Origin of the sequence: Ketogulonicigenium robustum, assembly GCF_002117445.1 — a bacterium.
GTDB lineage: Bacteria > Pseudomonadota > Alphaproteobacteria > Rhodobacterales > Rhodobacteraceae > Ketogulonicigenium > Ketogulonicigenium robustum.
In genome coordinates this window covers 1,924,071-1,948,457 of sequence record NZ_CP019937.1, presented here as the reverse complement: position 1 = coordinate 1,948,457, position 24,387 = coordinate 1,924,071, and the positions used below count along the sequence as shown (strand labels likewise).

Below are 24,387 nucleotides of genomic sequence, written 5' to 3'. Positions count from 1 at the left end.
GCATGAAAATGGGGCCGCAGCGTATGCCGCTGCGGCCCCATTATTTGTTTTAGCCGTATTAGAACTGCGTGGTCACGCCGATGCGGAACAGGCGGCCGTTTTCACGGTACGACACGGTGTCGTCAGGCTGTTGATCGAACACGTTGTCGATGCCGAAGTTGACGCTGACGGTGTCGTTCACAAGGTAGCTGGCCGTCAGATCGACCAGGAAATAGGGGTCGCTGTTCTGGCCGGGGGGGACGGCGCGAGCTTCGGTCGCGCTCAGCTCTTCCTCGGTGACATAACCGACTTGCTTGCCGACATAGGTGACGCTGCCGCCCAGTGTCAGCGCATCGGTGGCCTGCCAATCAAGGCCGGTGGTGATGTTCAGCTTGGGCGTCGTCGCCATCGGGAAGGCATGGTCGAGGAATTCGTATTTGAATTCCGACACCGCCAGATAGGTGAACGAGTTCGACCATGTCAGGTCGGGCGTGAAGGCCCACGAAAGACCGCCCTCAATCCCGCCGGTGCGCCCTTCGTCGATGTTGGTGCGCTGGAAGATGGCGAAGCCGTTGGCGTTCGTTTCGCCTGTCTTTTGCGCGCCGAACATGTTGGTGACATCGTTGTAGAACGCGGTCACCTCCCACGACAGGTCGGCCCCTTGATAGTTCAGGCCGATTTCGTAGCTATCGGATGTTTCGGGTTCCAGATCGGGGTTGCCGATGATCTGGCAGGGGCCGGGGTAGGGCTTGCAGCCGTTGCCGCGCGACGCCATCGAATAGTTGGGGTTGAGCGAGCGCAGATCGGGCGCATTGAACGCCTGCGCAAAGCCCGCTTTCAACATCAGGCCGTTGCCGAAGTCGTAGTTGGCGTAGACGCGCGGCGTCAGGTTGGTGCCGTAATCATCGTCGTTGTCGGCGCGCAAGCCATAGGTCAGGGTCAGCGCGTCGGTCATGTGATAGCGCGCTTCGGCATAAAGCGCGGCGGTGGTCAGGCTGCCTTCGATCAGCACGCCGTTCGAATTGGTGTTCGTGTCGTGCAGCTTTTCATGGCTGGCGGTCAGGCCCAGCGTGTATTCGGTGCGGTTGCCGAACAGCTCGGTCTCGTTGGTGTAGCGGGTCTCGAATGTGGTGGTGCCGTATTCGGTGGCATCGTTCCACGCGTTCGCGGTGCTGTTCCACGGGGTGTTCGAGCTGTCCTCGTAGCGCAGATAGCTGGACAGGTTGCCCGACCCCAGCGACCATTCGTTGGTCAGGGCGATGCCGTAGGCGCGCACGCGGTTGGTGTCGTGCCCGTCGAAAACCTTGTAGCGGTCTTCGTTGGCGGTCAGCTCTAGCCCCCATTCGGTGTTGGCGGTGGGCGTCCATGTCAGGCGCGCGCCCAGTTCGTTCACGCGCGATCCATCGGCGGACGATACGGTACCGGTGGTGCCGTTGGGCGCCACATAGCTGAAAGCGCGGCCCGCGTCGCGGTCGTAGACCTTGCCCCAGAATGCTGCCGACAGCGTTTCCGACACACGACCGCTGAAATACGCCGAGATCTGGCGGCTATCGCCAGTCGTGTCTTCGCTGGCGGTTGCGTATTCGGTGGTGACCGATCCGGTCCAGGCCTCTGTCGGCTCTTTCAGGATTACGTTGACGACGCCGCCCATCGCGTCCGACCCGTAAAGGGTCGACATCGGGCCGCGCACCACCTCGATGCGGTCGATCGCATCCAGCGGCACGGTGCCGAGGTTGCCTTGATAATGCCGGGCGAAGGTCTCGCCTGTGTTGACGCGGCGGCCGTTGACCAGCGTCAGCGTGCGACTGGACGGCAGGCCGCGGAACGATACGCTGCTGTTGCCGTCATTGCCGCGCGTCAGGTTCAGGCCGGGCACGGTGCGCAGCATATCGTTAAGGTCGCGCGCACCCGATGCGGCGATGGTCGCGCTGTCGATGACGGTCACGGATGCGGGCGCATCTTGCAGCGTCGTCTCGACCCCCGAGGCCGAGCTGATGACAATGGTATTGAGGACGCGACCGGCGTCTTGTGCCACGGCCCAGCCGGGAACAAGCGCGGCGCCGCACAGCAAGGCGGCGCTAATAGACGACTTCGAAAAAAATGATGAGGACATAATGAGAGACTCCGGCGGTTGACACGGGCCGACGCATCTCGGGAAATGGCTGCTGTGGAAAAGCCCGACGCAGCATGATCCAAACGGATGCGCAATGGCGCAAAGATCTGTGCTGGCTTTGAAGGCTGACATCCTGCCAATGCACCCATTGGTGCCACGATCCAAGGCATCGGCAAAACAAGCAGGCCCTGCGCCCGCGATTGTTGCCGATAGGTCACAGGCTCAATTTATGCCGCGCGGCGGGCGAATGAACGCGGTCGCGGGATTTCCCACCCTTTTGCGGCACATCGGTTGACCTGCGCCTGCGGCAAGAATTGTAACAGATTTAAATAAAGCATCCGTCCGCTAATTTTTTGGCGAAATGTCTTGATCTGATTGCGCAATTCAACTTACCCTTGGGTAACGCTAAAAAACCCATCGAAACCTTCATCGCTTATTTAGCCGCGATATCGTGCGCAAATAGGCCGCATCGTTAGACAGGAGCGACGTTATGAGCGGCAAGGGTGACAACCCTGACGGCAAGAAGGCTTTGCAGATGCAAACCTCGCGCCGGGGTCTTCTACGCGGATTTTCAGCGCTGCCGGTCGCAGCTGTTGCGGGGGGCGGGATCGCTGCTGCACCGGCTGCTGCGCAGGAAGATACCCCCTATACCCCTGTTTTCTTTAGCGCGGATGAAATCACGTTTCTGACGGCTGCGGTCGATCGGCTGATCCCGTCGGATGACGTCGGGCCGGGCGCGGTGGAATTGGGCGTGGTGGAGTTTCTGGACCGCCACATGCAGACCAGCTACGCGCAAGGCGGCATCTGGTACATGATGGGCCCGTTTCAGGATGATGTCGAACCCGAATTCGGCTATCAGGGGCGGCTGAATATTCGCGATATGCTGCGCGCCGGTATTAAGGATACCGACGATTGGTGCGTCAGTAATCACGGCCAGAAATTTGCCGATTTAAGCCACGAAGATCAAGAAGCCGTCCTGACCGGTTTGGAAAAGCGCGAGATCACGTTGGAAAATGTGCCCGTGCGCTATTTCTGGCAGCACTTGCGGGACGAGACCCGCTACGGCTATTTTGCCGACCCGATTCATGGCGGTAACAAGAACATGGGGTCGTGGAAGATGATCGGCTACCCCGGCATGCGGGCCGATTACACGGATTGGGTCGAAAAACGCGACACGCCCTATCCGTTCGGGCCGGTCGATCTTATGGGCAAGCGGGGGTAGCGCATCATGGCGATCGATAAAGAAGAAGTGGACGCAGTCATCGTCGGTATGGGGTGGACTGGGGCGATCCTCGCCAAAGAACTGACCGAGGCTGGCCTGCGCGTTGTGGGATTGGAACGCGGGCCCGACCGCGACACTCAGCCCGCGTTTTCCTACCCGCGCGTGGTCGATGAATTGGAAGGTTCGGTCCACCGGCGGTATCTGCAAAGCCTCTCGCAGGAAACGGTGACGATCCGGCACGGGATTCGCGACACAGCGCACCCCTACCGCCAGATGGGCTCGTTCAAACCCGGCACCGGCGTGGGCGGTGCGGGCGAACACTGGTCGGGGTGTAACTTCCGTCCGCTGCCCGAAGACCTGAAGCTGAAGACCATGTTGGTCGAGCGATTCGGCCAAAACTTCATCCCCGAAGACATGACGATTCAGGACTTCCCCGTCACCTATGATGAGCTGGAGCCGTTCTTCGACAAGTTCGAATACGTCGGCGGCATTTCCGGCAAGGCGGGCAACATCAAGGGTGTTCTGCAAGAAGGCGGCAACCCTTTCGAGGGGCCACGCTCGCGCGATTACGCGCTGCCGCCGCAAAAGGAATTCCTCGGGTCCGAGATGTTCCGCAAGGCCGCGACCGAGTTGGGCTGGAACCCCTATCCGATCCCGTCGGCCAACCTGTCTGGGCCCTACGTGAACCCCTATGGCTGCCAAATGGGCCCGTGTAACTTCTGCGGCTTTTGTTCGGATTACGGCTGCCTGAACTATTCGAAGTCGACGCCGAACGCCTGCATCATGCCCGCCCTGCGGCAAGAACAGTTGTTCGAACTGCGCGCCAATGCCCATGTGCTGAAAGTCAATCTGGACAGCACCGGCAAAAAGGCCGTCGGCGTCACTTACATGGACGCGCAAGGGCGCGAAGTGAACCAGCCCGCTGGCATGGTGATCTTGTGTGCCTTCTCGCTGTATAATGTGCATCTGATGCTGCTTTCGGGCATCGGGCAACCCTACGACCCTGAAACGGGCGAAGGCGTGGTCGGCAAGAACTACGCCTACCAAAACCTGAACCGGCTGACGATGTTCTTCGACAAAGACGTGCAGGCCAACGGCTTCATCGGCACTGGCGGGTCCGGCCACACGATGGATGATTTCAACGGCAAACAGTTGGACGCCTCGGAATCGGGCTTTGTCGGTGGTGGTATCGTCTGGGCGCGGCAACCGGGCGCGGGGCCTGTGCGGGGCATTTCGGTCCCTTCGGGAACCCCAGGCTGGGGCACTGCGTGGAAACAAGCGGTTACCGACAACTTCCGCCACCAGTACTACTTCGAGGTGCAGGGCGCCTGCATGTCGTATCGCGATGCCTATCTGGACCTTGACCCGACCTACAAAGACGGCTTCGGTCGCCCGCTGCTGCGCATGACGTTCAACTGGCACGATAACGAGATCAAAGCTTCGCAATACTTCGTTGATCGGGGCAAGCAGTTGGTCGACGTGCTGAACCCGCTGTCGTTCACGGGGGATGCGAAAACACCGGGCACCAAATACAACACCACCCAGTACCAAAGCACCCACGCGGTCGGCGGGGCGATCATGGGCGATAACCCCAAAGATTCGGCCATCAACCGCTATCTGCAGACATGGGATGTGCCCAACGTGTTCGCCGTCGGGGCCAACGCCTTCCCGCAGAACAACGGCTACAACCCGACCGGCCTTCTGGGCGGGCTGGCCTATTGGGCCGCTAACAATATCCGCGAGATCTACCTGAAAAATCCCGGCCAGCCCATGGTCGACGCATAAGGGGGATGAGATGAAAAATCTTCTACGTGGTGCGATGACGGCGGGCGTGATCGCGGCGGGCGGCAGCGCCTTGGCAGCCGATGGCGATGTGGCGCGCGGTGCGACGCTGGTGGATGGCACCGGCGGCTGTGGGGCCTGCCACACCCCCCGCGCCGCCGACGGGACGACAGCGGCAGACGCTAGCGCCCCGACCTATCTGGCAGGCGCGGCGATGTTCGATGGGTCCTACGCGATCAGTCTGCGCGCCGATGCCGACGGGCTGTTGAACTGGACCGAACAAGACATTGTCGACACGCTGCGCACCGCGCGCAACGCCCATTCGGCCGTCTTGGGCCCTGCGATGGCGGGGGTGGTCGTCAACACCACCCAAGCCATGCCGGACGAGGATCTGCACGCGATTGCGGCCTATCTGAAGTCGCTCGCCCCCTCGGACCAGTCAACCGCCAGCTACACCCCCGATTCGGCGACGCATGATGCCTTCGCCGATGGGTCGATTACGGGGCGGGGCGCCGAAATGTATCAGGACAGCTGTTCGGCCTGCCACATGACCACCGGTCTGGGCGCGACCGATGTGTTCCCTGCCATGGCGGGCAACCCGACGATCCTCGCCCCCGAGCCGCATCTGGTGGTGGTCGCCATCTTGCAAGGATCGCAGCTGCCACCCACCGCGACACGGCCCGCCATCATGGGAATGCCGGGCTTTGCGTGGCGCTATTCCGACGCGGAAGTGGCGGAACTGGTGACGTTTTTACGCTCTAGCTGGGGGAATGACGCCCCTGCGATCGATGCCGACTACGTCAAGGCAATCCGCGACCAGCTGACCGAGGATCTGGAGGCCGACGCCCCCGATGGCGGCGAATTGGCTGGCGAATACGACCCGCGCAACCCGCTGTAATGCGCAGCCGTCTTGCCCGCTGCATCCGCGGCGGGCAAGAAAAAGAATAGGCGCCCGAAAAGCGGCGGCACGCGCGATGCTACTGGTGTAAACGGGTGGCATGTTGTTCGATCTTCCCGATTTCAAAACCCTCTACGCTGCGCTTCTGGCGCGTGATGACCGGTTCGATGGGCAGGCCTTTGTGGGCGTGGCCTCGACCGGTGTGTTCTGCCGCCTGACGTGCCCCGCGCGCAAACCCAAGGCCGAAAACTGCACCTTCTTCGCCACCATCGGCGAATGCATCGATGCGGGCTATCGCGCCTGCAAGCGCTGTCACCCGTTGCAGGCCGCCGCCCTAGCCGACCCGGCCATTGGCGCGCTGCTGCAGGCGCTGGATGGGCAGCCCGACCGGCGCTGGTCCGAAGGCGATGTCGCGCGCCTCGGGTATGATCCATCGACGATCCGGCGCAGTTTCAAACGTCAGTTCGGCATGACTTTTCTGGAAATGGCCCGCCAGCGCCGTCTGCGCGAGGGGTTCACCGCGCTGGCCGAAGGGGCCAAGGTCATCACCGCCCAGCACGAGGCCAGTTTTGAGTCCGCCAGCGCCTTTCGCGCCGCCTTTGCGCGCTTACTGGGTTGCGCGCCTGCCGATTTGCGCGCCGATGCCCTGCTGCGCGCAACGTGGATTCCCACCCCGCTGGGCGACATGATTGCCGTTAGCAGCCACACCCACCTGCATCTGCTGGAATTCGTCGACCGCAAGGCCCTACCGGCCGAGTTGCGCCGTCTGCAGGCCGCTGCGCGCCAGCCCATCGGCGTGGGGGCCCAGCCGCCATCCGACCAAGCTGCGGCGGAACTGGCCGACTACTTCGCCGCGCGGTCCAGCCGTTTTACGACACCGCTCGCCGTTGCAGGTAGCGCCTTTACCCAGTCGGTCTGGGATGCGCTGCGGACGATCCCCGCTGGCCAGACGCGCAGCTATTCCGACATTGCCCGCCAAATCGGTCGCCCCAGCGCCGTGCGCGCCGTCGCCCGCGCGAATGGCGCGAACCAGATCGCGCTGATGATCCCCTGTCACCGTGTGATCGGCGCGGATGGGGCGCTGACGGGCTATGGCGGCGGGCTGTGGCGCAAGCAGCGGCTGATCGAAATTGAACGCAAGCTTATGATACTGAACAAGGAAATAGCATCATGACGACCCAAACCGACAAGGCGCTGCACCTGCGTAGCCTTCACGTCCCGTATGAACCGCTGGTGCTGGTCAACATCTGGGATGCGGGCAGTGCGGCAGCGGTGGCCGCGGCGGGCGCCAAGGCGCTTGCGACCGGCAGCTGGTCGGTGGCCGCAGCGCAAGGCTACCCTGATGGCGAGGCATTGCCGCTGGACGCCGCGCTGGCCAGTGCGGGGCGCATCGCCGCCAGCGTCGACCTACCCGTGACGGTCGATTTCGAAGGGGGCTATGCCCCCGACCCGCAGGGCGTGGGGGAAAACGTGCGCCGTCTGCTCGATTGCGGCGTCGTCGGGCTGAATTTCGAGGATCAGGTCGTCCACGGCGGGGGGATTTATCCCGTAGGCGTGCAGGCCGATCGTGTGCAGGCCGTGCGTCGCGCCGCCGATGCGTGCGGCGTGCCCGCCGTCATCAATGCCCGCACCGACCTGTTTCTACACGCTACGTCACCTACCGATCATGCGGGGCTGGTCGACGAAGCGCTCGCACGTTGCGCGGCCTATGCGGCGGCGGGGGCGGATTGCTTTTTCGTGCCGGGCCTGACCGACCTGACCCTGATCGGCCAAATCTGCGCGGCGTCCTCGCTGCCGGTGAACGTCATGATGCGGCAAGATCTGACCACCCCCAGCGCGCTGGCCGCGCTGGGGGTTGCGCGGATTAGCATGGGCCCCGCGCCTTACCGCGACGCGATGGCCCGTTTGCAAGCTGCGGCCAGCGCCTATTACTAAGCCGCGCGGCTGGGGTCAGGGACGGGTGGCAATCGCCAGCCCGTCGACGACGGCGGTGAACGCCTCGGCCTGCAGGTGTTTGGCCTGCGGGCAGGCGGCGGCAGCGGTGGTCGTCACCATTTCCATCAAGCTCGACCCGCCGACGAAAACGATGTTTTCAATCGCCTCGGGTGGGGTGCTGGCGATGGCCAGCGTTTCGGTGATCGCGGTCAGCAAGCGGGTGCGGAAGTCGGTCAGCGCAGCCGTCAGGCTGGCGGGGGTGATGGGGGCCGCAAGGCCCTTGGCAATAAAACCCAGCGGGATGCGGGTGTCCTGCCCGCTGTTTGCGGCAATCTTGCCGCGCTCGACGGCGAAAGCGGTGGAATGGCCCAGCTCGTCCTCGATCACGGTGGCGAGGTGGGACAGGGCGGTGCGGTCGGTCGCGTGCTTTTGCAGGTCTGCGACCGCGCGGCGCGTCTCGGGGGTGTAAAGGAACGGGATCTTGGCCCATGTCGCCAGATCGACGTAGATAGCGTTCGGCACCGGCAACAGCCCCGGCCCAAAGTCACGTTTCAGCGTGCCGCCGAGGCCCAGCAGCGGCATCACATGCGCCAGCGAGATGGCTTGGTCAAAATCCGTCCCGCCCAGCCGGATGCCGTGGCTGGCCAGCGTTTCGATTTGCGCACCAGTGCGGCGGAACACCGTAAAGTCCGACGTGCCCCCACCGATGTCGACGATCAGCCCCACGCCCTGCGCATCGGATGCAGCATGGGCGGCGGCTTCTGGTTCGTTCAAAAAGTCGATTTGGGTGAAACCGGCGGCGGCATAACAGGCCCGCAGGTCGGCCTCGGCCTGCACGTCGCGGACGGGGTCGTTCGAATGGAAATGGACGGGGCGGCCCGACAAGACGGCGGTAAAGGTCAGGCCGGTGCGTCCTTCGGCTTCGGTCTTCAGGCGGGTCAGGAAGGCGGTGACGATATCGGCCAAGGTGCGGCGCTTGCCCCCGATCAGCCGCGATTCGTGAAACAGCGCAGTGCCCAAGATCGATTTCAGCGCCCGCATAAAACGCCCCTCGGCCCCATCGATCAGCGCGCGGGTGGCGGCGTGGCCGATCTGCATGGCCGCGCCGTTCGCGGGGAAAAAGACGGCGGTGGGCAGCGTGTCATCGCCCTGTTCCAGCGGAATGCGCCGCACCGCGCCACCCGCATATACGGCCGCAGCGGTATTCGATGTGCCGAAGTCGACGGCAAGGACGGGGCTGTTGGACATGGCGGCACCTGACGCAATCACAATGAGGGGGCAGGCGTAAAGAATGCCGCGCCCGACTGCAAGGGCAGGTTACTTCAGCAGCCCGCGCAATTCGCGTTGCACGTAGAGAAGTGCGGGCAGCAGGCGATCGGTCAGGTCTTGCGCGGGGGTGCGCGTGGTGGCGGTGCCGATGTTGACAGCCGCAACCGTGCGCCCGTGGGCGTTTTGCAGCGGCACAGCGATAGAGCGTAGGCCGATTTCAACCTCTTGTTCGATCACGGCGTAGCCTTGGGCGCGGATGGGGCCCAGCAGTGCCAGCACGGCGGCGGGGTTGGTCCGCGTGTGCGGCGTGCGCGCGGGCAGGGAAGCCGCGCCAAGGCGCGCGGCGGCTTGGTCTGCGGGCAAGGCGGCCAGCATCACCCGCCCCATCGAGGTGCAATGCGCGGGCAGCCGCGACCCCGGCATCAGCGCGATGGACATGACTTTGCGCTGCGAGGCGCGGGCGACATAGACAATCTCGGCCCCGTCCAAAATCGACACGGACGAGCTTTCGCCGATGATGTCGGTCAGCTTATCCAGATAGGGCTGCACGATTTGCGGCAGCGGCATCGCGGCAAGGCAGGATACGCCCAGCCGCAAAACGCGCGGGGTCAGGGTGAAGAATTTGCCGTCGTGGTCGGCATAGCCGTGCTGCACCAGCGTCAGCAGGCAGCGCCGCGCGGTGGCGCGATCCAGCCCCGTGCGGGCGGCGGCCTCGGTTATGGACAGGCGGGGCGTGTCGGCGCCAAAGGCTTCGATCACCATCAGGCCCTTGGCAAGGCCGCCCATCGTGTCGCGGTCGGGGATCATGGTTTGCCTTTGTGCGCATAGTGAACAAAAGCAGCATAGCGCACAAACCCTTTGCCGGAAAGGGCGCAGCGGATTTATCCAGTGCCGACACGTGCGCAGGAGGACGTCATGGACAAGCAGGTGCCAAATCTGGCAACAGCCGTCGCCGAAATTGAAAGCGGATCGGTGGTGATGATCGGGGGATTCGGCGGCGCAGGTGCCCCGATTGAGTTGATCCACGCGCTGATCGACCGGTTCCACGCCACCGGCGCGCCCAAGGATTTGACGGTGGTGAACAACAACGCCGGCAACGGGCACGTCGGCCTTGCAGCGCTGATCGAGGCCGGCATGGTCGCAAAGCTGATCTGCTCGTTCCCGCGGTCGGCCGATCCGGTGGTGTTCACGACGAAATATCTGGCCGGTGAGATCGCGCTGGAACTGGTGCCCCAAGGCACGCTGGCCGAGCGGATCCGTGCGGGCGGCGCGGGCATTCCCGCCTTCTACACCCCCACCAGCTTTGGCACTGATTTGGCCAAAGGCAAGCCGACCGCCATGTTTGATGGCCGCGAATATGTGCAGGAACGTTGGCTGAAGGCTGACTATGCGCTGGTTAAGGCCGAGCTGGCCGACCCGCAGGGCAACCTGACCTACCGCGCGGCGGCCCGCAACTTCGGGCCGGTGATGTGCATGGCCGCGCGCGTCGCCATTGTGCAGGCCCGCCAAGTGGTGCCCGCCGGCACGATCGACCCCGAGGCCGTCGTGACCCCCGGCATCTTTGTGCAGCGCGTGGTCGAGGTGCCGCACCCCGCCCAAGAAGAAGACCTGAATCGGGCGGGTGCCGCCTATCCGCTGGAGGCATAAATGCAAAAGCTGACAAACAACCAGATCGCGTGGCGCGCGGCGCAAGACATTGCCGACGGCGCTTATGTGAACCTTGGGATCGGGTTCCCTGAAAAGGTCGCGCAGTTCCAACCGCCGGGGCGCCAGGCGATTTTCCACACCGAAAACGGCATCCTGAACTTTGGCGAAAGCCCCGCGCCGGGCACCGAGGACTGGGACCTGATCAACGCGGGCAAGCGGGCGGTGACGCTGAATGCGGGGGCCTCGTTCTTCCATCATGCCGACAGCTTTGCCATGGTGCGCGGTGGGCATTTGGATGTGGCGATTTTGGGCGCCTACGAGGTCGCCGAGAACGGCGATCTGGCCAACTGGTCGACCGGCCCCAAGGGGGTTCCGGCGGTCGGGGGCGCGATGGATCTGGTGCACGGGGCCAAGCGCGTCGCGGTGATTACCGACCACGTTACCAAAGATGGCCGCCCGAAGCTGCTGCAAAGCTGCACGTTGCCGCTGACGGGTGTTGGCTGCGTCACGCGGGTCTATACCTCGCTGGCGGTGGTTGATGTGGAAGGGGGCCGCTTTGTCCTGCGCGAAAAGCTGGCCGGTCTGTCGTTTGATGATCTGCAATCCGTCACCGGTGCGACCCTGCACGTGGTGGGTGATGTGATCGATCTGGTTGTTCCCGAGGTATAAGCCATGCGTGACGTTTACATTTGCGATTATATCCGCACCCCCATTGGCCGCTTTGGCGGCGCGCTGGCGATGGTGCGCCCCGATGACCTTGGCGCGGTGCCGCTGCGCGCGCTGATGGAGCGGAACACCAGCGTCGATTGGGCGGCTGTGGACGATGTGATCTTTGGCTGCGCCAATCAGGCGGGCGAGGATAACCGCAACGTTGCCCGCATGTCGCTGCTGCTGGCGGGCCTGCCCGACAGCGTGCCGGGCACCACCATGAACCGCCTATGCGGGTCGGGGATGGATGCCGTCATCACCGCCGCGCGCGCCATTGCGTCTGGCGAGGCCGAGCTGATGATTGCGGGCGGCGTGGAAAGCATGTCGCGCGCGCCTTTCGTGATGCCCAAAGCCGAGACAGCCTTTTCACGCGCCGCCGAAATTCACGACACCACCATTGGTTGGCGTTTCGTGAACCCCGCGATGGAAAAGCTGTATGGCGTCGATTCGATGCCGCAGACGGGGCAGAATGTGGCGGATGACTTTGGCATCTCGCGCGCGGATCAGGATGCGATGGCGCTGCGCAGCCAGCAAAACGCCGCAGCCGCGCAGGCCAGTGGCCGTTTGGCGCAGGAAATCACGCCCGTAACCATCCCGCAGCGCAAGGGTGACCCGAAAGTGGTCAGCCGCGACGAACACCCGCGCGAAACCTCGGCCGAGGCGCTGGCGGGCTTGCGTCCGCTGTTCGCGGGCGGGTCGGTGACGGCGGGCAATGCCTCGGGCGTGAATGACGGGGCGGCGGCGCTGATTTTGGCCAGTGCCGAGGCCGCCGCAAAATACGGCCTGACCCCGATTGTGCGCGTGCTGGGCGGGGCCACGGCTGGCGTTGCGCCGCGTATCATGGGCTTTGGCCCGGCGCCCGCGTCGAAAAAGCTGATGGCGCGGTTGGGATTGGGCATCGGCGATTTCGATGTGATCGAGCTGAACGAGGCGTTTGCCTCGCAAGGGTTGGCCAGCCTGCGCGATTTGGGCGTGGCGGATGACGACCCGCGCGTGAACCCCAACGGCGGCGCGATTGCGCTGGGCCACCCGCTGGGCATGTCGGGCGCACGCATCACCGGCACGGCGGCCTTGCAACTGGCCAGCAGCGGTCAGCGCGCATTGGCGGCCATGTGCATCGGCGTCGGTCAAGGCATTGCCATCGCCATCGAAAAGGTCTGACTAAATCATAACCCTATAGTTATGACTGGCCGCGCTATTACCATTTTTCAATTCCCGCCCCGCATGCAAAATCATACTGCAAAGGGGAGGGATGACGATGCAGGTTCTGGCGCGGCCATGGGGGGCGATGCACATCCGTGTGGATGGCCCATCCGATGGCCCTACAGTGGTTTTTGCCAATTCGCTGGGAACCGACTTGCACCTGTGGGACGCGGTTTTGCCGCGTCTGCAAGGGGTGCGGGTGGTGCGTTTCGACAAGCCCGGTCACGGTCTATCGGATCTGCCCCGTGACCCCGCCAGCGTGTCGATTGCGGCGCTGGCCGATGATGCAGCGGCCCTGATCGAGGCTGTGTGCAGCGGGCCCGTCGTCTTTGTCGGGCTGTCGATTGGCGGCATGATCGGCCAACAGCTGGCCGCCAGTCGCCCCGATTTGGTGCGCGGGCTGGTGGTGGCCAACAGCGCCGTGCAGATGGGCACTGCCGATAGCTGGAACACGCGTATCGCGGCGGTCGAGGCTGACGGCATCGAAAGCATCGCCGATGCCGTGATGGAGCGGTGGTTCGCCCCCGCATTTCGCGCAACGCCCGAATTATCCATTTGGCGCAATATGTTGGTGCGCACTCCGCGCGCGGGCTATGTGGCGGCATGTCATGCCTTGGCCGCCGCCGACCTGACCGCCCGCGCGGGCGCTATAGCCGTGCCGACCGCAGTGATCGCGGGACAACTGGACGGCGCGGCCCCCCCCGACATCGTTGCGGCAACTGCCGCCTTGATCGACGGGGCCACTTATACCGTGATGCCCGGCGTCGGGCATATTCCGCCGGTCGAGGCCCCTGCGGCCTTTGCCGATATACTCAACGCGTTTTTGGCCGAGGTTCGACCATGACAGATCGCTACGCGCAGGGCACCGCGACCCGCCGCCGTATCTTGGGTGACCGCCACGTAGACCGTGCGCAGGCGCATTCCACCCCGTTCGACACACCCTTCCAGACGCTGATCACCGAAGCGGCCTGGGGCAATGTCTGGTCGCGCGACACCATCCCCGCGCGCGAGCGGTCGATGATGACCATCGCGCTGCTGGCGGGCTTGGGCAATTACGAAGAACTGGCCCTGCACCTGCGCGCCACGATCAACACCGGCGCGACCCCGTCGGATGTGCGCGAAGCATTGCTGCATGTGGCCGTTTACGCTGGCGTGCCGCGTGCGAACCACGCCTTTAAACTGGCGAAAGATGTTTTCGCCGAATTGGGCATCGACATATCGCAGGAAGCTGCGACAGATTAACGGCGGCAGCCATCTTTGGGAGGAGACAGCGCCATGACAAGCAACCGTCCGGTAGACACAGGCCCGCTGTATTTGCGTGACCGCGACTGGCACCCTGCGGCGTATACGCCGGGGTATAAAACATCGATGACCCGCGCGCCGTTCCGGCCGCTGGTCTCGCTGGGGTCGACCCTTAGCGAGGAAACCGGCCCCGCGTTCGGGCAGTCGATGATCGGCGAGCTGGATAATAACCTGATCATGAACTTTACCGGTCAGCCCGCCATTGGCGAGCGGATCATCCTGCACGGGCGCGTTTTGGACGAAAACGGGCGCGGCGTGCCGGGGGTTCTGGTCGAGATCTGGCAGGCCAACGCGGGCGGCCGATATCGCCACAAGAAAGACGGCTATCTGGCCCCGCTTGACCCTAACTTCGGCGGGTGCGGTCGCACGCTGACGTCCGAAAGCGGCAGTTACGAGTTTCTGACCGTCCGCCCCGGGGCCTATCCGTGGCCGAACCGCGTGAACGACTGGCGACCGATGCACATCCACCTTTCGGTCTTTGGGTCGGGTTTCGGGCAGCGATTGATCACGCAAAACTATTTCGAGGGCGATCCGCTGATCGCGCGCTGCCCCATCGTGCAGACCATCGGCCAGCAGAAGGCCATCGACGTTCTGGTCGCGCCGCTGGACATGAATCGCGCGATTCCGATGGATTGTCTGGCCTATAAATTCGACATCGTTCTGCGCGGGCGGCGCCAGTCGTTCTTTGAAAACCGCAAGGAGGGTCTGTGATGCAGCGCCTTGATTATCTGAAAGAAACGCCGTCGCAGACGGCTGGCCCCTATGTTCACATCGGGCTGACGCCGAACAAATTGGGCAACCCCGGTATTTACCCCGAGGATCTGGGCGCCAGCCCGATCAAGGCGGGGGCCAAGGGGCAGTTGATCACCATTACGGGCCGCGTGATCGACGGTGCGGGGATGATCTTGCGCGATGCGCTGTTTGAAAGCTGGCAGGCGGATGCGGCGGGCATTTACCCCGGCAACGATCCGCGCGGGCCAGCCGACCCGAATGTGACAGGCTGGGCGCGCGTCGCGGCTGATTTCGACACCGGCGTGTGGCAGTTGGACACGATCAAGCCCGGCCGCGTGCCGTTCCCCGACGGGCGTTTGATGGCCCCGCACATTGCCGTTTGGCTGGTGGCGCGCGGTATCAACGTGGGCTTGCAGACGCGCATCTATTTCGATGACGAGCCTGATGCGAACGAGGCCTGCCCCGTTTTGCTGCGCATCGAACATCGCCCGCGCGTGCAAACGCTGCTGGCCAAAAAGCAAGATGACGGCCGGTACCATATCGACTTTCGCTTGCAAGGCGAGGATGAAACCGTCTTCTTCGACATGTGAAAAAGAAAGGTTTTCCTGATGCCAGCCTCGATTGCAGATAGCGCGATGTTCCGCGGGTTGTTCGGCGACGATCAACTGGCGGCGCTGTTCACCGACAGTGCCGAGGTGCGCGCAATGCTGTTGGTGGAAGGGGAACTTGCCGCTGCGCAAGGCGCGCTGGGCATCATCCCGCCCGAGGCGGCCGAGTTTATAGCGAGGTCCGCGCGCGAGGTTCAGATCGACCCGGCGGGTCTGGCTGCCGAAACCGCGGTAAACGGCGTGCCCGTGCCCGCTTTGATCAACGCGTTTCGCAAGGCGATGCAAGCGCCCGAATATGCGCAGTATCTGCACTGGGGCACGACGTCGCAGGATATCGTCGACACCGCGCTGGCGCTGCGGCTGCGCCGCGTGCTGGGCGTGCTGGATACGCGGCTGGGCGCGTTGGTCGAAAGCCTTGGGGCAATGGCAGGGGCACATGCCGACCTGCCGCTGGCCGCGCGCACCTATGGCCAGTTCGCGACGCCTACCAGCTTTGGCGCTGTGGTGGCGCAATGGGGGCGGCCGCTGCAACGCCACCGCGCCCGTGTGCAGCAGGCGGGGGGGGATGTGGCCTGCGTCTCGCTTGGTGGCGCGGCGGGAACCCTTTCGGCGCTAGAGGGGCAGGGCCCCGCCGTGCGTGCCACGCTGGCCGAACGCTTGCGTTTGCGCGATCCCGGCCACAGCTGGCACCCCGAGCGTGACAGTTTGGCCGCGCTGATGGCCGCGATGGCCGCGCTGACCGCCAGCCTTGGCAAGATGGCCGAGGACGTGATGCTGATGGTGCAATCGGGCATCGGCGAAGTGCGGCTGGCGGGGGCGGGTGGTAGCTCGACCATGCCGCAAAAGCAAAATCCGGTTGGCCCGTCGGTGATTGTCGCGCTGTCGCATCAGGTGACGGCGCTGAATGCGGCGTTTCAGGGGGCTGCCGTGCATCGCCAGCAGCGCGACGGGGCGGCGTGGTTCACAGAATGGCTGACCCTGCCGCAGATCGTGCTGTGCACGGGCCGCGCGCTGACCCTCGCGCGGGATGTGGTTGCAGGGCTGACGCCCGATCAGGCGGCGATGGCGCGCAATATGGATGCTGGTGGCGGGCTGATCCATGCCGAGGCCTACAGCTTTGCCCTTGCCCGCCACATGCCCCGCCCCGCCGCGCAGGCCCGCGTCAAAGACCTGTGCGCCGAGGCGATGGCGAGAGGGCAGAGTTTGGGCGCGCTGGTCGCCGCTGCCTTCCCCGAATTGGCGCTGGGTGATGTTGAACATGCCGGTCTGGGCGAGGCCCCAGCCGAGGCCCGCGCCTTTGCGGCGGCGGTTGCCGCAGGCGCCTAGATGGCCCCCCGCGCCCTAGATCCGCGCATCAAACTGCGCCACCTGACCTGCTTTTGGGAGGTGGCGCGGCTTCGCTCGGTGGGCGGCGCTGCGGACTCGCTGAACATCAGCCAGCCTGCTGTATCCAAAACAATCAAAGAGTTGGAGGACGTGCTGGCGAACCCGCTGTTCGACCGCACGCGCCGCCGCCTGACCCTAACCCCCTATGGCGAAGTGTTTTTCGGCTACTGTGCCACCAGCCTGACCGCGCTGCGGCAGGGGGTCGAGGCGGCCCATGGCAAAGTGCAGCGCCAGATTTTGCGCATCGGGGCGCTGCCGACGGTATCCGCTCGCATTTTGCCCGAGGCGGTTCGACGGCTGGGCGCCTTGCACCCCGAGCTTCGCGTGCGCATTTTGACCGGCCCGAACGATTATTTGCTGGGCCTGCTGCAGACTGGCGATGCCGACCTGATGATCGGCCGCATGGCCAAGCCCGAGACGATGCTCGGCCTCTCGTTCGAGCATCTTTATTTCGAGCAGGTCGTGATGGCCGTCCGGCTGGGGCACCCGCTGCTGTCGGTGCCGCAGTTCGAAATTGCCATGATCGAGCCCTATCAGCTGATGTTGCCGACGCCGGAATCGCTGATCCGTCAGCATGTCGACCAGATGTTGATGGCGCAGGGCATTACCGAGCCGCGCGACGAGATCGAGACGATCTCGAATGCTTTCGGGCGGGCTTATGTGCGCAGCAGCGATGCGATCTGGTTGATTTCCGAAGGGGTCGTCAAACGCGACATCGACGATGGCCAGCTGGCGCTGCTGGGGGCCAATATGATCGACACGATGGGCCCCGTGGGCTTCACCACCCGCACCGACACCCCTGCCGGATTCGAGGCGCAGGTGTTTATGCAGGTGGTGCGCGACGTGTCGCAGCCGCTGCGATAGACCGGTAGGCGCTGGGCGCCATACCCAGCAGGCGCGTCAGCACGCGGGTGAAATAGGCCGCGTCGTCATAGCCCAGATCATCCGCGATTTGCTTGATGCTGCGGTGGGTGAACACCAGATTGCGGCGCGCCTCTAGCAGAATGCGCTGTTCGATGATCTGCAGCGGGGCTGCGCCCAGATGTTGCCGGCTGATCCGGCCCAGATGGGTCTGGCTGATGCCCAGTTGCGCCGCATAGCTGCCGACGGCTCGGTCGTGGCGGAAATTCTGCTCCACCAGATGGCGAAAGGCAGCGGCCTTGTTGTGCGCGGGGCGCGGGGGGGCGAAATCGCTGGCCGCTGCGCGGGCCAGCGTCACCAGCAGCAAACTGGTTTGCGCGCGCAGGGACAGATCATGCAACGGGTCGTGCGGGCCTGCCATTCTGGCGCGCAAGTCAGTCACCGCCGCAATGATGGGCGTGGCCTGTGGGCCGGCGCAGGTGAAGGCGCGCGGCTGCGGTAAGCCCTGCTGGTGCAGAACCCCGTCCAGCAGGCTGATGACATGGCCATCCACATCGCGGCTGAACCGGTAGCCATGCACGCAAAGCGCGGGCAGCACCGCCGCGGCGGGCGCGTGCAGGGTGATGTCAGTGCCGTCCAGCGTGACTTCGGCGCTGCCCGCCGTCAGCGTCAGCACCTGAAACAGGTGTCCGTGCCGGTGCGGTCGGATGGTATAGCCATGCAGCCGCGATCGGGCGGGTATGGTTTCGCAATGCAGCCACTCGCCCGCAAAATCGGTCGCGGCCTCGCCATAGAGGGCATATGAGGGAATCTGCTGCATGTGCGGATAGTCCAATATTTTGCGCCATCCGTCCATTCTGATCTGCCGCCAAAGTTGCCAATATCCCCCCCGAGGACGAGGGGGAAATATGCGACATCAGGTTGTGATTATCGGGGCGGGGCCTGCGGGGCTGATGCTGGGGCGGCTGCTGGAACGGGCGGGCGTCGATGCTGTTATTTTGGAACAGCGCAGCGCCGACTATGTGCTGGGCCGCATTCGCGCGGGCGTGCTGGAACAGGGCACTGTCGATCTGCTGCGGCGCGCGGGCGTCGGCGCGCGGATGGACGCCGAGGGGCACGCCCACGCGGGCTGCCGGTTGGAATTTGACGGCGATGCGCTGCGCGTGGATTTTCAGGCCCTGATCGGGCAGCAGGTTATGGTCTATGGTCAGACCGAAGTCACCCGTGACCTGATGGCCGCCCGCGAGGGGTTGACCGTTTACGGGGCCGAGGATGTAGCCATCCACGATTTCGACGGCAAGCCGTGGGTCACCTATCGCAAAGACGGCCAGACGCACCGGATCGACTGCGACTATATCGCGGGGTGCGATGGTTTTCACGGCGTCTGCCGCGCCAGTGTGCCGCAAGATGCGATCAAGACGTTCGAGAGGGTGTATCCCTTTGGCTGGTTAGGAGTTTTGGTCGATCAGCCGCCCGCCGCGCCCGAGTTGGTCTATGCCCACCATGCGCGCGGTTTTGCGCTGTGTTCGCAGCGCTCCAGCACGCGCAGCCGATATTACGTGCAGGTCGGCGCGGATGAAAAGGTTGCCGATTGGTCGGATGACCGCTTTTGGGACGAGCTGCGCGCCCGTCTTAGTCCCGAGGTCGCGCAGGCGGTGCGCACCGGCGCGTCGATCGAAAAATCCATTGCCCCGCTGCGCAGTTTCGTGGCCGAGCCGCTGCGTTTTGGGCGGCTGTTCTTGGCGGGCGACGCCGCGCATATCGTGCCGCCGACGGGGGCCAAGGGCCTCAATCTGGCCATGAGCGATGTCGCCGTGCTGGCCGACGCGCTGATCGAGGCTGTCGTTGAGGCATCAGATGCGGGTATCGACGCCTATTCCTCCACCGTTCTGGCCCGCATTTGGAAGGCAGAGCGGTTCAGCTGGTGGATGACCAATCTGCTGCATGTATTTCCCGAAACCGGCGATTTCGGGCGTCGCATCCAGCGGGCGGAATTTGACTATCTGGCAGGTTCGCGTCTGGCGCAGGCCAGTTTGGCCGAAAACTACACCGGCGCGTTTTGAAGTGTGGGGCTAATGCCCCACACCCAGCAGGCGGTCGATTGTGGCCGTGTCGGCTTGCAGGGCTGCGGATGTGCCCTGCCACGCCACACGGCCGCGTTCCAAAATCACGATTGTATCGGCGAAATCGAAGGCGGCTTTCAGGCGCTGTTCGACCAGCAGGATGGTCATTGTCCCGCTGGCGGCCAGTTGGGTAAAGGCCTCCATCAACGCGTCGCAGATGACAGGGGCAAGGCCTTCAAGCGGTTCGTCCAGCATCAACAGGCGCGGTTGGCCCAAGATGGTGCGGGCGGTGGTCAGCATTTGCTGCTCACCCCCCGATAGCTGGCCGCCCATGTTCTGGCGCCGCTCGGCCAAGCGGGGGAACAGGGTATAGGCTTCCTCGATCGCGCTGCGGGGGCGGTCTTTCAGGCCGGACAGCAGGTTTTCCTCGACCGTCAGCGACCGGAAAATCGCGCGGTTTTGGGGCACGTACCCTAGGCCCGCGCGGGCCCGCGCCGCGCCATCCAGTGCCGTCAGCTCGGTATTGTCCAGCCGGATGGTGCCGCCGTGGCGGCGGGTTTGGCCTGCAATGCTGGCAAACAGCGTGGTCTTGCCCATGCCGTTGCGCCCCAGCACCGCCGTGCGCCCGCCCGCAGGCACCGACAGGTCTATGTCTTCCAGGATGCGGGTTTGGCTGTAGCCTGCGGTCAAACCGCTGATGGTCAGGCTGGCGGCGGTCATTCGGCGTAGCTCCCCAGATAGGCTTCGCGCACGTGCGGGTCGGCGGCGACTTGCTGCGGCGTGCCGTCGAAAATCAGCGTGCCTGCGGCCAGCACCACCACGCGGCGGGCGAAACGGAAGACGAAGTCCATGTCATGTTCGATCATCAGCACCGCCAGATCGGGCGGCAGTTGATCCAGCGCCTTTTCGATCAGCACGGTGTCGGATGACGGCACGCCTGCGGCGGGTTCATCCAGCAGCAGCACCTTGGGGCGCAGGGCCATGGCAAGGGCGATTTCCAGCAGGCGCTGCTGGCCATAGGCGATGTCGCTGACGCGGGTGCGCGCCAAGGGGGTCAGGTTCAAAAGATCCAAGATGCTATAGGCTTCATCCATAACATCAGGCATCGCACGGTAATCGCCGAATATCCGCTCGGCACGGTTCAGACGCTGCAAGATGGCAAGGGCGACGTGTTCCTCGGGGCTCATGTCGGGGAACAGGCGCGTCACCTGAAAGCTGCGCACCAGCCCCGCGTGAACGCGGGCGGTGGGGCTTGCGGTGGACAGGTCTTGCCCCGCGATCAGCACTTGGCCTGCGTCGGCCTTCAGGTGGCCGGTGACAAGGTTGACGAAGGTGGTCTTGCCCGCGCCGTTCGGCCCGATCAGCGCCACGCGGTCGCCCGGGTTCAGCACTAGCGAGATATCATTCGTCACATTCAGCCCGCCGAAGCGCTTGGACAGGTTGCGAACTTCAAGGATGCTCATTTGCGCAGGCCCCCGATCAGGCGGTTGTAAAGCGTCTCGGCCATGCCGGTCAGCCCGCGCGGGGCGAACAGCACGACGACCACCAGCAATGCCCCGACAATGGTCAGCCAGTGATAGGGGTTGATCGTGGCCATGGTGTGTTCGAACCACATGAACACGCCCGACCCGATCATCGCGCCGAACAGGTTGGCCGTGCCGCCCAGCACCAGCATGACGACAGCCTCGGCCGAGAGTTCGAAGGACAGGCTGTCCAGCCCGACGACCTTGGTCGCAACCGCAGACAGCGCCCCGCCAAGACCCGCGACGGCGCCGGATATGGCGTACATTTTCACCTGCGTCAGGTAGACCGGCGCGCCCATGGCCCGCACGCGGACGGGGTCTTGGCGGATGGCTTGGCACAGCTTGCCAAAGGGCGAGCGCACCAGTTGGCGCAGCAGGAAGAACGTGACCAGCAGCAGCACGACCGCCAGCCAATAGGACGTGCGACCCCATAGGTCGAACCGCCATGTGCCGAATAGCGGGGCGGGGGAAATGCCGGACAGCCCGTCCGACCCGCCCGTCCAGCCCGAGAATTTATTGGCAGCCTCGCGGGCCAATTGCACGACAGCAATCGACAGAACCAACTGGCTGAGGCCGTGGCCGCGCAAGATGACAAGGCTGCTGATCAGCCCCATAATTGCGCCCGCGACCACACCGATCAGCAGCATCAGGATCGGGTCGTTGATGCCGAATTTGGCGGCGGCAATCCCGGCGGCATAGGCCCCAGCACCATAAAGTGCGGCGTGGCCCAGCGTCGCGATGCCGGTAAAGCCGGTGACCAGATCAATCGCCAGCACCAGCAGCATGATCGCGATGATGCGCGTGAAGAACGACAGGTTCGACGGCATGAAGTGAAAGCAGATGACGGCAATGGCGATCATCACCGCAAGGCTGATGATGTCGCCCAGAAAGCCGCGCTTCAGCAGGGGTAGGGTGCGGGGTTGGCTCATTTCGCGCGTCCCATCAATCCGTTCGGGAAGACCGCGACAATGGCGATCACCGCGAGGTAAAAGAAGAAATTGCCGAATTCCGGCATCAGATAGCTGCCCGTGGTTTTGACGGTGCCGAGGATCAGGCACGCGGCCAGCGCCCCGCCAATCGACCCCGCCCCGCCGACCGAGACGACGACAAGGAAGGTCACCATGTGGTGCAGCGCGTATTGCGGCTCGATCGGCAGTAGCTGCGCGCCGACCACGCCGCCCAGTGCGGCAAGCCCGATGGCGATGGAAAAGCTGATGGCGTAGACGATCTTGGTACGGATGCCCAAGGCCTCGGCCATGGGGGCATCATCGACGGCGGCGCGCAGTTTGACGCCAAAAAACGTGCGTTCGATCAGCAGCCAAAGGCCGATGGCGACCAGCAGACCGACGACGGCGGCGAAAATCTTGTGCGCGGGGACGGATCGGAACCCGATGTCGACCGGCCCTTGCAGCGCGGGGGGCAGGGCGATGGTTTTCAGCGTTGGCCCCATCAGCCAGTTGGCGATGCCGATGATCATAAAGGTCAGGCCGATGGTCATCAGCACTTGCCGCAGTTCGGATGCGCCATAAAAACGGCGGTAAAGAAACCGCTCGAGCGGCACGGCCAGCACCATACAGGCGGCGACTGCGGCCAGCAGCGCAAAGCCGAAGTGCCAGCCAAGGGCCTGCGTGGCATAAGATGCGACATAGCCGCCGATCATAGCAAAGGCGCCGTGGGCAAGGTTGGCGAATTTCATCAGCCCCATCGTGACTGATAGGCCAATCGAGATGACGAAAAGCACCATGCCATAGGCAAAGGCATCTACGCCGATGGAAAGAATCGTCTGCATGCAGGTGTACTCGGGCTAGCTGGGGGCGGGCTTGGCCAACCCGAGGGTTGGCCAACCGGTGAAGTTAGGGGGCAACCCAGCCCGGATCGCCTTGGTTTTCGAAGACCTGCAGTTCGTGGTTGATCCACTTGCCCTCGACCTCGGCCACTTCGCGCAGATAGATGTTCTGCGTCAGGTGGCGGTTTTCGGGGTTGATCGACACCGGCCCGCGCGGGCTGATCCACTCCATGCCTTTCACGGCCTCGACAGCGGCGGCGGCGTCTTGGCGACCATCGGTCGCCTCAATCATGCGGGCGATGACGGTCATGCCGTCATAGGCGCCGACAGCGGGGAAGCTCAGCTCGTCGGGGTTGCCTAGCCAGTTGCTGGCTGCCTCGATAAAGGCGATGTTTTCGGGCGAGTTGTGGCTGACGGCGTAATGGAACGTTGTCAGCATGCCCGCCGCATTCGGGCCCAGCACCGGCAGGTCGGATTCCTGCGTCAGATCGCCCGGGGCCAGCAGTTGGACACCCGCATCTTTCAGGCCGTTTTCAACGAAAGCCGTCATAAAGCCCAGCGTTTGCGGGCCGGCGGGAAGGAAGGCGAAGACAGCCTCGGCGCCCGAATCTTTGATCCGCTGCATGATGGGGCTGAAATCGACGGTGGTCATGGGCATGCGCACCGACTGCACAGTCTCGCCGCCCGCTGCACCAAAGGCGCGCACGAATGCAGTTTCGGCGTCAATGCCGGGGCCGTAGTCGCTGACCACCGTGATCGCCTTGGAAATGCCCCGCTCGCGCGCGACGGTGGCCATCGGGGTGGATGTTTGGAACGTGGTGAACGATGTGCGCACCACCAGCGGGCTGGCATTCACAATGGCCGATGTCGCCGCGTTGAAGATGACCATCGGCACATTGGCTTCCTCCAGAATCGGGGCGGCGGCCATGGCATCGGGGGTGTAATAGTAGCCCGCAAGATACTGCACACCCTCGCCGACGATCAGTTCTTGCGTAAGGGCGGCGGATTGGCCGGGGTCGGCAGCGGGCAGGTCGCGGTAGATCACCTCGATCTCGTGCTCGCCGACGGTTTTGCCGTGCAGCGCGAAATAGGCCTCGATCCCCGCCTGAAAATTGCGCCCTTGCAGCGCGGCCCCTCCCGAAAACGGGCCGACGACGCCGACCTTGATCACATCGGCATGGGCGACGCCCGCGCATAGCGCAACAGCTGCCGTTACCTGCAATAGGTACTTCATTGGTTTTTCCTCCCTGAAGGCGGCCTCTCTCCTCCGCCATGACCTATGGGTCACGGGTTGAGTATGGCAGTCAACCGGGGGCGCACAAAATGAATTTACCCGGGGGTTATATAACCCCCGGGCTATAGGTACAGTT

24 protein-coding genes are annotated in these 24,387 nt (G+C 64.0%); 15 read left to right on the top strand and 9 right to left on the bottom strand.

The features are described from left to right. Positions 1-58: 58 nt before the first annotated feature. Positions 59-2,092 (bottom strand): TonB-dependent receptor plug domain-containing protein, encoded by a 2,034-nt coding sequence (locus tag BVG79_RS09680; RefSeq protein ID WP_085786714.1) that lies wholly within the window; start codon positions 2,090-2,092, stop codon positions 59-61. Between the two features lie 490 nt (positions 2,093-2,582). Between BVG79_RS09680 and BVG79_RS09675 the strand changes: the two genes are divergently transcribed. The 5 genes from BVG79_RS09675 (at position 2,583) to BVG79_RS09655 (ending at position 7,929) form a co-directional block, all read left to right on the top strand. Beyond that, positions 2,583-3,314: a gluconate 2-dehydrogenase subunit 3 family protein gene (locus tag BVG79_RS09675; RefSeq protein WP_198167839.1), complete on the top strand. Its 732-nt coding sequence runs from the start codon at positions 2,583-2,585 to the stop codon at positions 3,312-3,314. A gap of 6 nt (positions 3,315-3,320) precedes the next feature. After that, complete coding sequence (locus BVG79_RS09670) at positions 3,321-5,099, top strand: GMC family oxidoreductase (RefSeq protein WP_085786713.1); 1,779 nt, start codon at positions 3,321-3,323, stop codon at positions 5,097-5,099. 10 nt (positions 5,100-5,109) lie between these two features. Continuing rightward, on the top strand, positions 5,110-5,994 hold the full coding sequence (locus tag BVG79_RS09665; RefSeq protein ID WP_085786712.1) for a c-type cytochrome: 885 nt from the start codon (positions 5,110-5,112) through the stop codon (positions 5,992-5,994). Positions 5,995-6,094: 100 nt separating this feature from the next. Beyond that, positions 6,095-7,168 carry a bifunctional transcriptional activator/DNA repair enzyme AdaA gene (locus tag BVG79_RS09660; protein WP_085786711.1) on the top strand — a complete coding sequence of 358 codons (1,074 nt, stop codon included), beginning with the start codon at positions 6,095-6,097 and terminating at the stop codon, positions 7,166-7,168. Next, positions 7,165-7,929, top strand: coding sequence for an isocitrate lyase/PEP mutase family protein (locus BVG79_RS09655; RefSeq protein ID WP_085786710.1), 765 nt, complete (start codon positions 7,165-7,167; stop codon positions 7,927-7,929). The genes BVG79_RS09660 and BVG79_RS09655 overlap by 4 nt, the downstream gene beginning before the upstream one ends. Before the next feature lie 15 nt (positions 7,930-7,944). Here the strand turns inward: BVG79_RS09655 and BVG79_RS09650 are convergent, their stop codons facing one another. Together BVG79_RS09650 and BVG79_RS09645 are read right to left on the bottom strand one after the other, a co-directional pair. Continuing rightward, complete coding sequence (locus tag BVG79_RS09650; RefSeq protein ID WP_085786709.1) at positions 7,945-9,177, bottom strand: Hsp70 family protein; 1,233 nt, start codon at positions 9,175-9,177, stop codon at positions 7,945-7,947. A 69-nt stretch (positions 9,178-9,246) separates the two neighbouring features. Continuing rightward, complete coding sequence (locus tag BVG79_RS09645) at positions 9,247-10,005, bottom strand: IclR family transcriptional regulator domain-containing protein (protein ID WP_085786708.1); 759 nt, start codon at positions 10,003-10,005, stop codon at positions 9,247-9,249. Positions 10,006-10,113: 108 nt separating this feature from the next. On the opposite strand from BVG79_RS09645, the gene BVG79_RS09640 reads away from it, so the two are divergent. The 9 genes from BVG79_RS09640 to pcaQ all read left to right on the top strand — a co-directional run bounded on the left by BVG79_RS09640 (position 10,114) and on the right by pcaQ (position 17,648). After that, positions 10,114-10,845, top strand: coding sequence for a 3-oxoacid CoA-transferase subunit A (locus BVG79_RS09640; protein WP_085786707.1), 732 nt, complete (start codon positions 10,114-10,116; stop codon positions 10,843-10,845). Further along, complete coding sequence (locus BVG79_RS09635) at positions 10,846-11,514, top strand: 3-oxoacid CoA-transferase subunit B (protein WP_085786706.1); 669 nt, start codon at positions 10,846-10,848, stop codon at positions 11,512-11,514. It begins immediately after the preceding gene. Positions 11,515-11,517: 3 nt separating this feature from the next. Further along, positions 11,518-12,714, top strand: coding sequence for a 3-oxoadipyl-CoA thiolase (pcaF, locus tag BVG79_RS09630; RefSeq protein ID WP_085786705.1), 1,197 nt, complete (start codon positions 11,518-11,520; stop codon positions 12,712-12,714). Positions 12,715-12,805: 91 nt separating this feature from the next. Beyond that, positions 12,806-13,600 carry a 3-oxoadipate enol-lactonase gene (gene pcaD, locus BVG79_RS09625; RefSeq protein WP_335617548.1) on the top strand — a complete coding sequence of 265 codons (795 nt, stop codon included), beginning with the start codon at positions 12,806-12,808 and terminating at the stop codon, positions 13,598-13,600. Next, the gene (gene pcaC, locus BVG79_RS09620) at positions 13,597-13,998 is read left to right on the top strand and encodes a 4-carboxymuconolactone decarboxylase (RefSeq protein WP_085786704.1); all 402 of its coding nucleotides are present in this window, start codon (positions 13,597-13,599) and stop codon (positions 13,996-13,998) included. The genes pcaD and pcaC overlap by 4 nt, the downstream gene beginning before the upstream one ends. Before the next feature lie 33 nt (positions 13,999-14,031). Next, positions 14,032-14,769 (top strand): protocatechuate 3,4-dioxygenase subunit beta, encoded by a 738-nt coding sequence (pcaH, locus tag BVG79_RS09615; RefSeq protein WP_085786703.1) that lies wholly within the window; start codon positions 14,032-14,034, stop codon positions 14,767-14,769. Further along, positions 14,769-15,380 (top strand): protocatechuate 3,4-dioxygenase subunit alpha, encoded by a 612-nt coding sequence (gene pcaG, locus BVG79_RS09610; RefSeq protein ID WP_085786702.1) that lies wholly within the window; start codon positions 14,769-14,771, stop codon positions 15,378-15,380. The genes pcaH and pcaG overlap by 1 nt, the downstream gene beginning before the upstream one ends. Before the next feature lie 18 nt (positions 15,381-15,398). Beyond that, the gene (locus tag BVG79_RS09605) at positions 15,399-16,724 is read left to right on the top strand and encodes a lyase family protein (protein ID WP_085786701.1); all 1,326 of its coding nucleotides are present in this window, start codon (positions 15,399-15,401) and stop codon (positions 16,722-16,724) included. Further along, complete coding sequence (gene pcaQ, locus BVG79_RS09600) at positions 16,725-17,648, top strand: pca operon transcription factor PcaQ (protein ID WP_085786700.1); 924 nt, start codon at positions 16,725-16,727, stop codon at positions 17,646-17,648. On the opposite strand, the gene BVG79_RS09595 is transcribed toward pcaQ, so the two are convergent. After that, positions 17,608-18,465, bottom strand: a complete 858-nt coding sequence (locus BVG79_RS09595; protein WP_085787348.1) for a helix-turn-helix domain-containing protein — start codon at positions 18,463-18,465, stop codon at positions 17,608-17,610. The two genes, pcaQ and BVG79_RS09595, sit on opposite strands and share 41 nt — an antisense overlap. Before the next feature lie 88 nt (positions 18,466-18,553). On the opposite strand from BVG79_RS09595, the gene pobA reads away from it, so the two are divergent. Beyond that, a complete protein-coding gene (gene pobA, locus BVG79_RS09590) occupies positions 18,554-19,708 on the top strand; it encodes a 4-hydroxybenzoate 3-monooxygenase (protein WP_085786699.1) in 1,155 nt (384 codons plus the stop codon). 9 nt (positions 19,709-19,717) lie between these two features. Here the strand turns inward: pobA and BVG79_RS09585 are convergent, their stop codons facing one another. The 5 genes from BVG79_RS09585 to BVG79_RS09565 all read right to left on the bottom strand — a co-directional run bounded on the left by BVG79_RS09585 (position 19,718) and on the right by BVG79_RS09565 (position 24,251). After that, positions 19,718-20,428, bottom strand: a complete 711-nt coding sequence (locus tag BVG79_RS09585; RefSeq protein WP_085786698.1) for an ABC transporter ATP-binding protein — start codon at positions 20,426-20,428, stop codon at positions 19,718-19,720. Beyond that, a complete protein-coding gene (locus tag BVG79_RS09580; RefSeq protein ID WP_085786697.1) occupies positions 20,425-21,171 on the bottom strand; it encodes an ABC transporter ATP-binding protein in 747 nt (248 codons plus the stop codon). Before BVG79_RS09580 ends, BVG79_RS09585 begins: the two co-directional genes overlap by 4 nt. Continuing rightward, the gene (locus BVG79_RS09575; protein ID WP_085786696.1) at positions 21,168-22,160 is read right to left on the bottom strand and encodes a branched-chain amino acid ABC transporter permease; all 993 of its coding nucleotides are present in this window, start codon (positions 22,158-22,160) and stop codon (positions 21,168-21,170) included. The genes BVG79_RS09580 and BVG79_RS09575 overlap by 4 nt, the downstream gene beginning before the upstream one ends. Further along, entirely contained in the window at positions 22,157-23,020 is an 864-nt protein-coding gene (locus BVG79_RS09570) for a branched-chain amino acid ABC transporter permease (RefSeq protein ID WP_085786695.1), read from the bottom strand. Before BVG79_RS09570 ends, BVG79_RS09575 begins: the two co-directional genes overlap by 4 nt. Before the next feature lie 64 nt (positions 23,021-23,084). Then, on the bottom strand, positions 23,085-24,251 hold the full coding sequence (locus BVG79_RS09565) for an ABC transporter substrate-binding protein (protein WP_085786694.1): 1,167 nt from the start codon (positions 24,249-24,251) through the stop codon (positions 23,085-23,087). Positions 24,252-24,387: the final 136 nt, after the last annotated feature.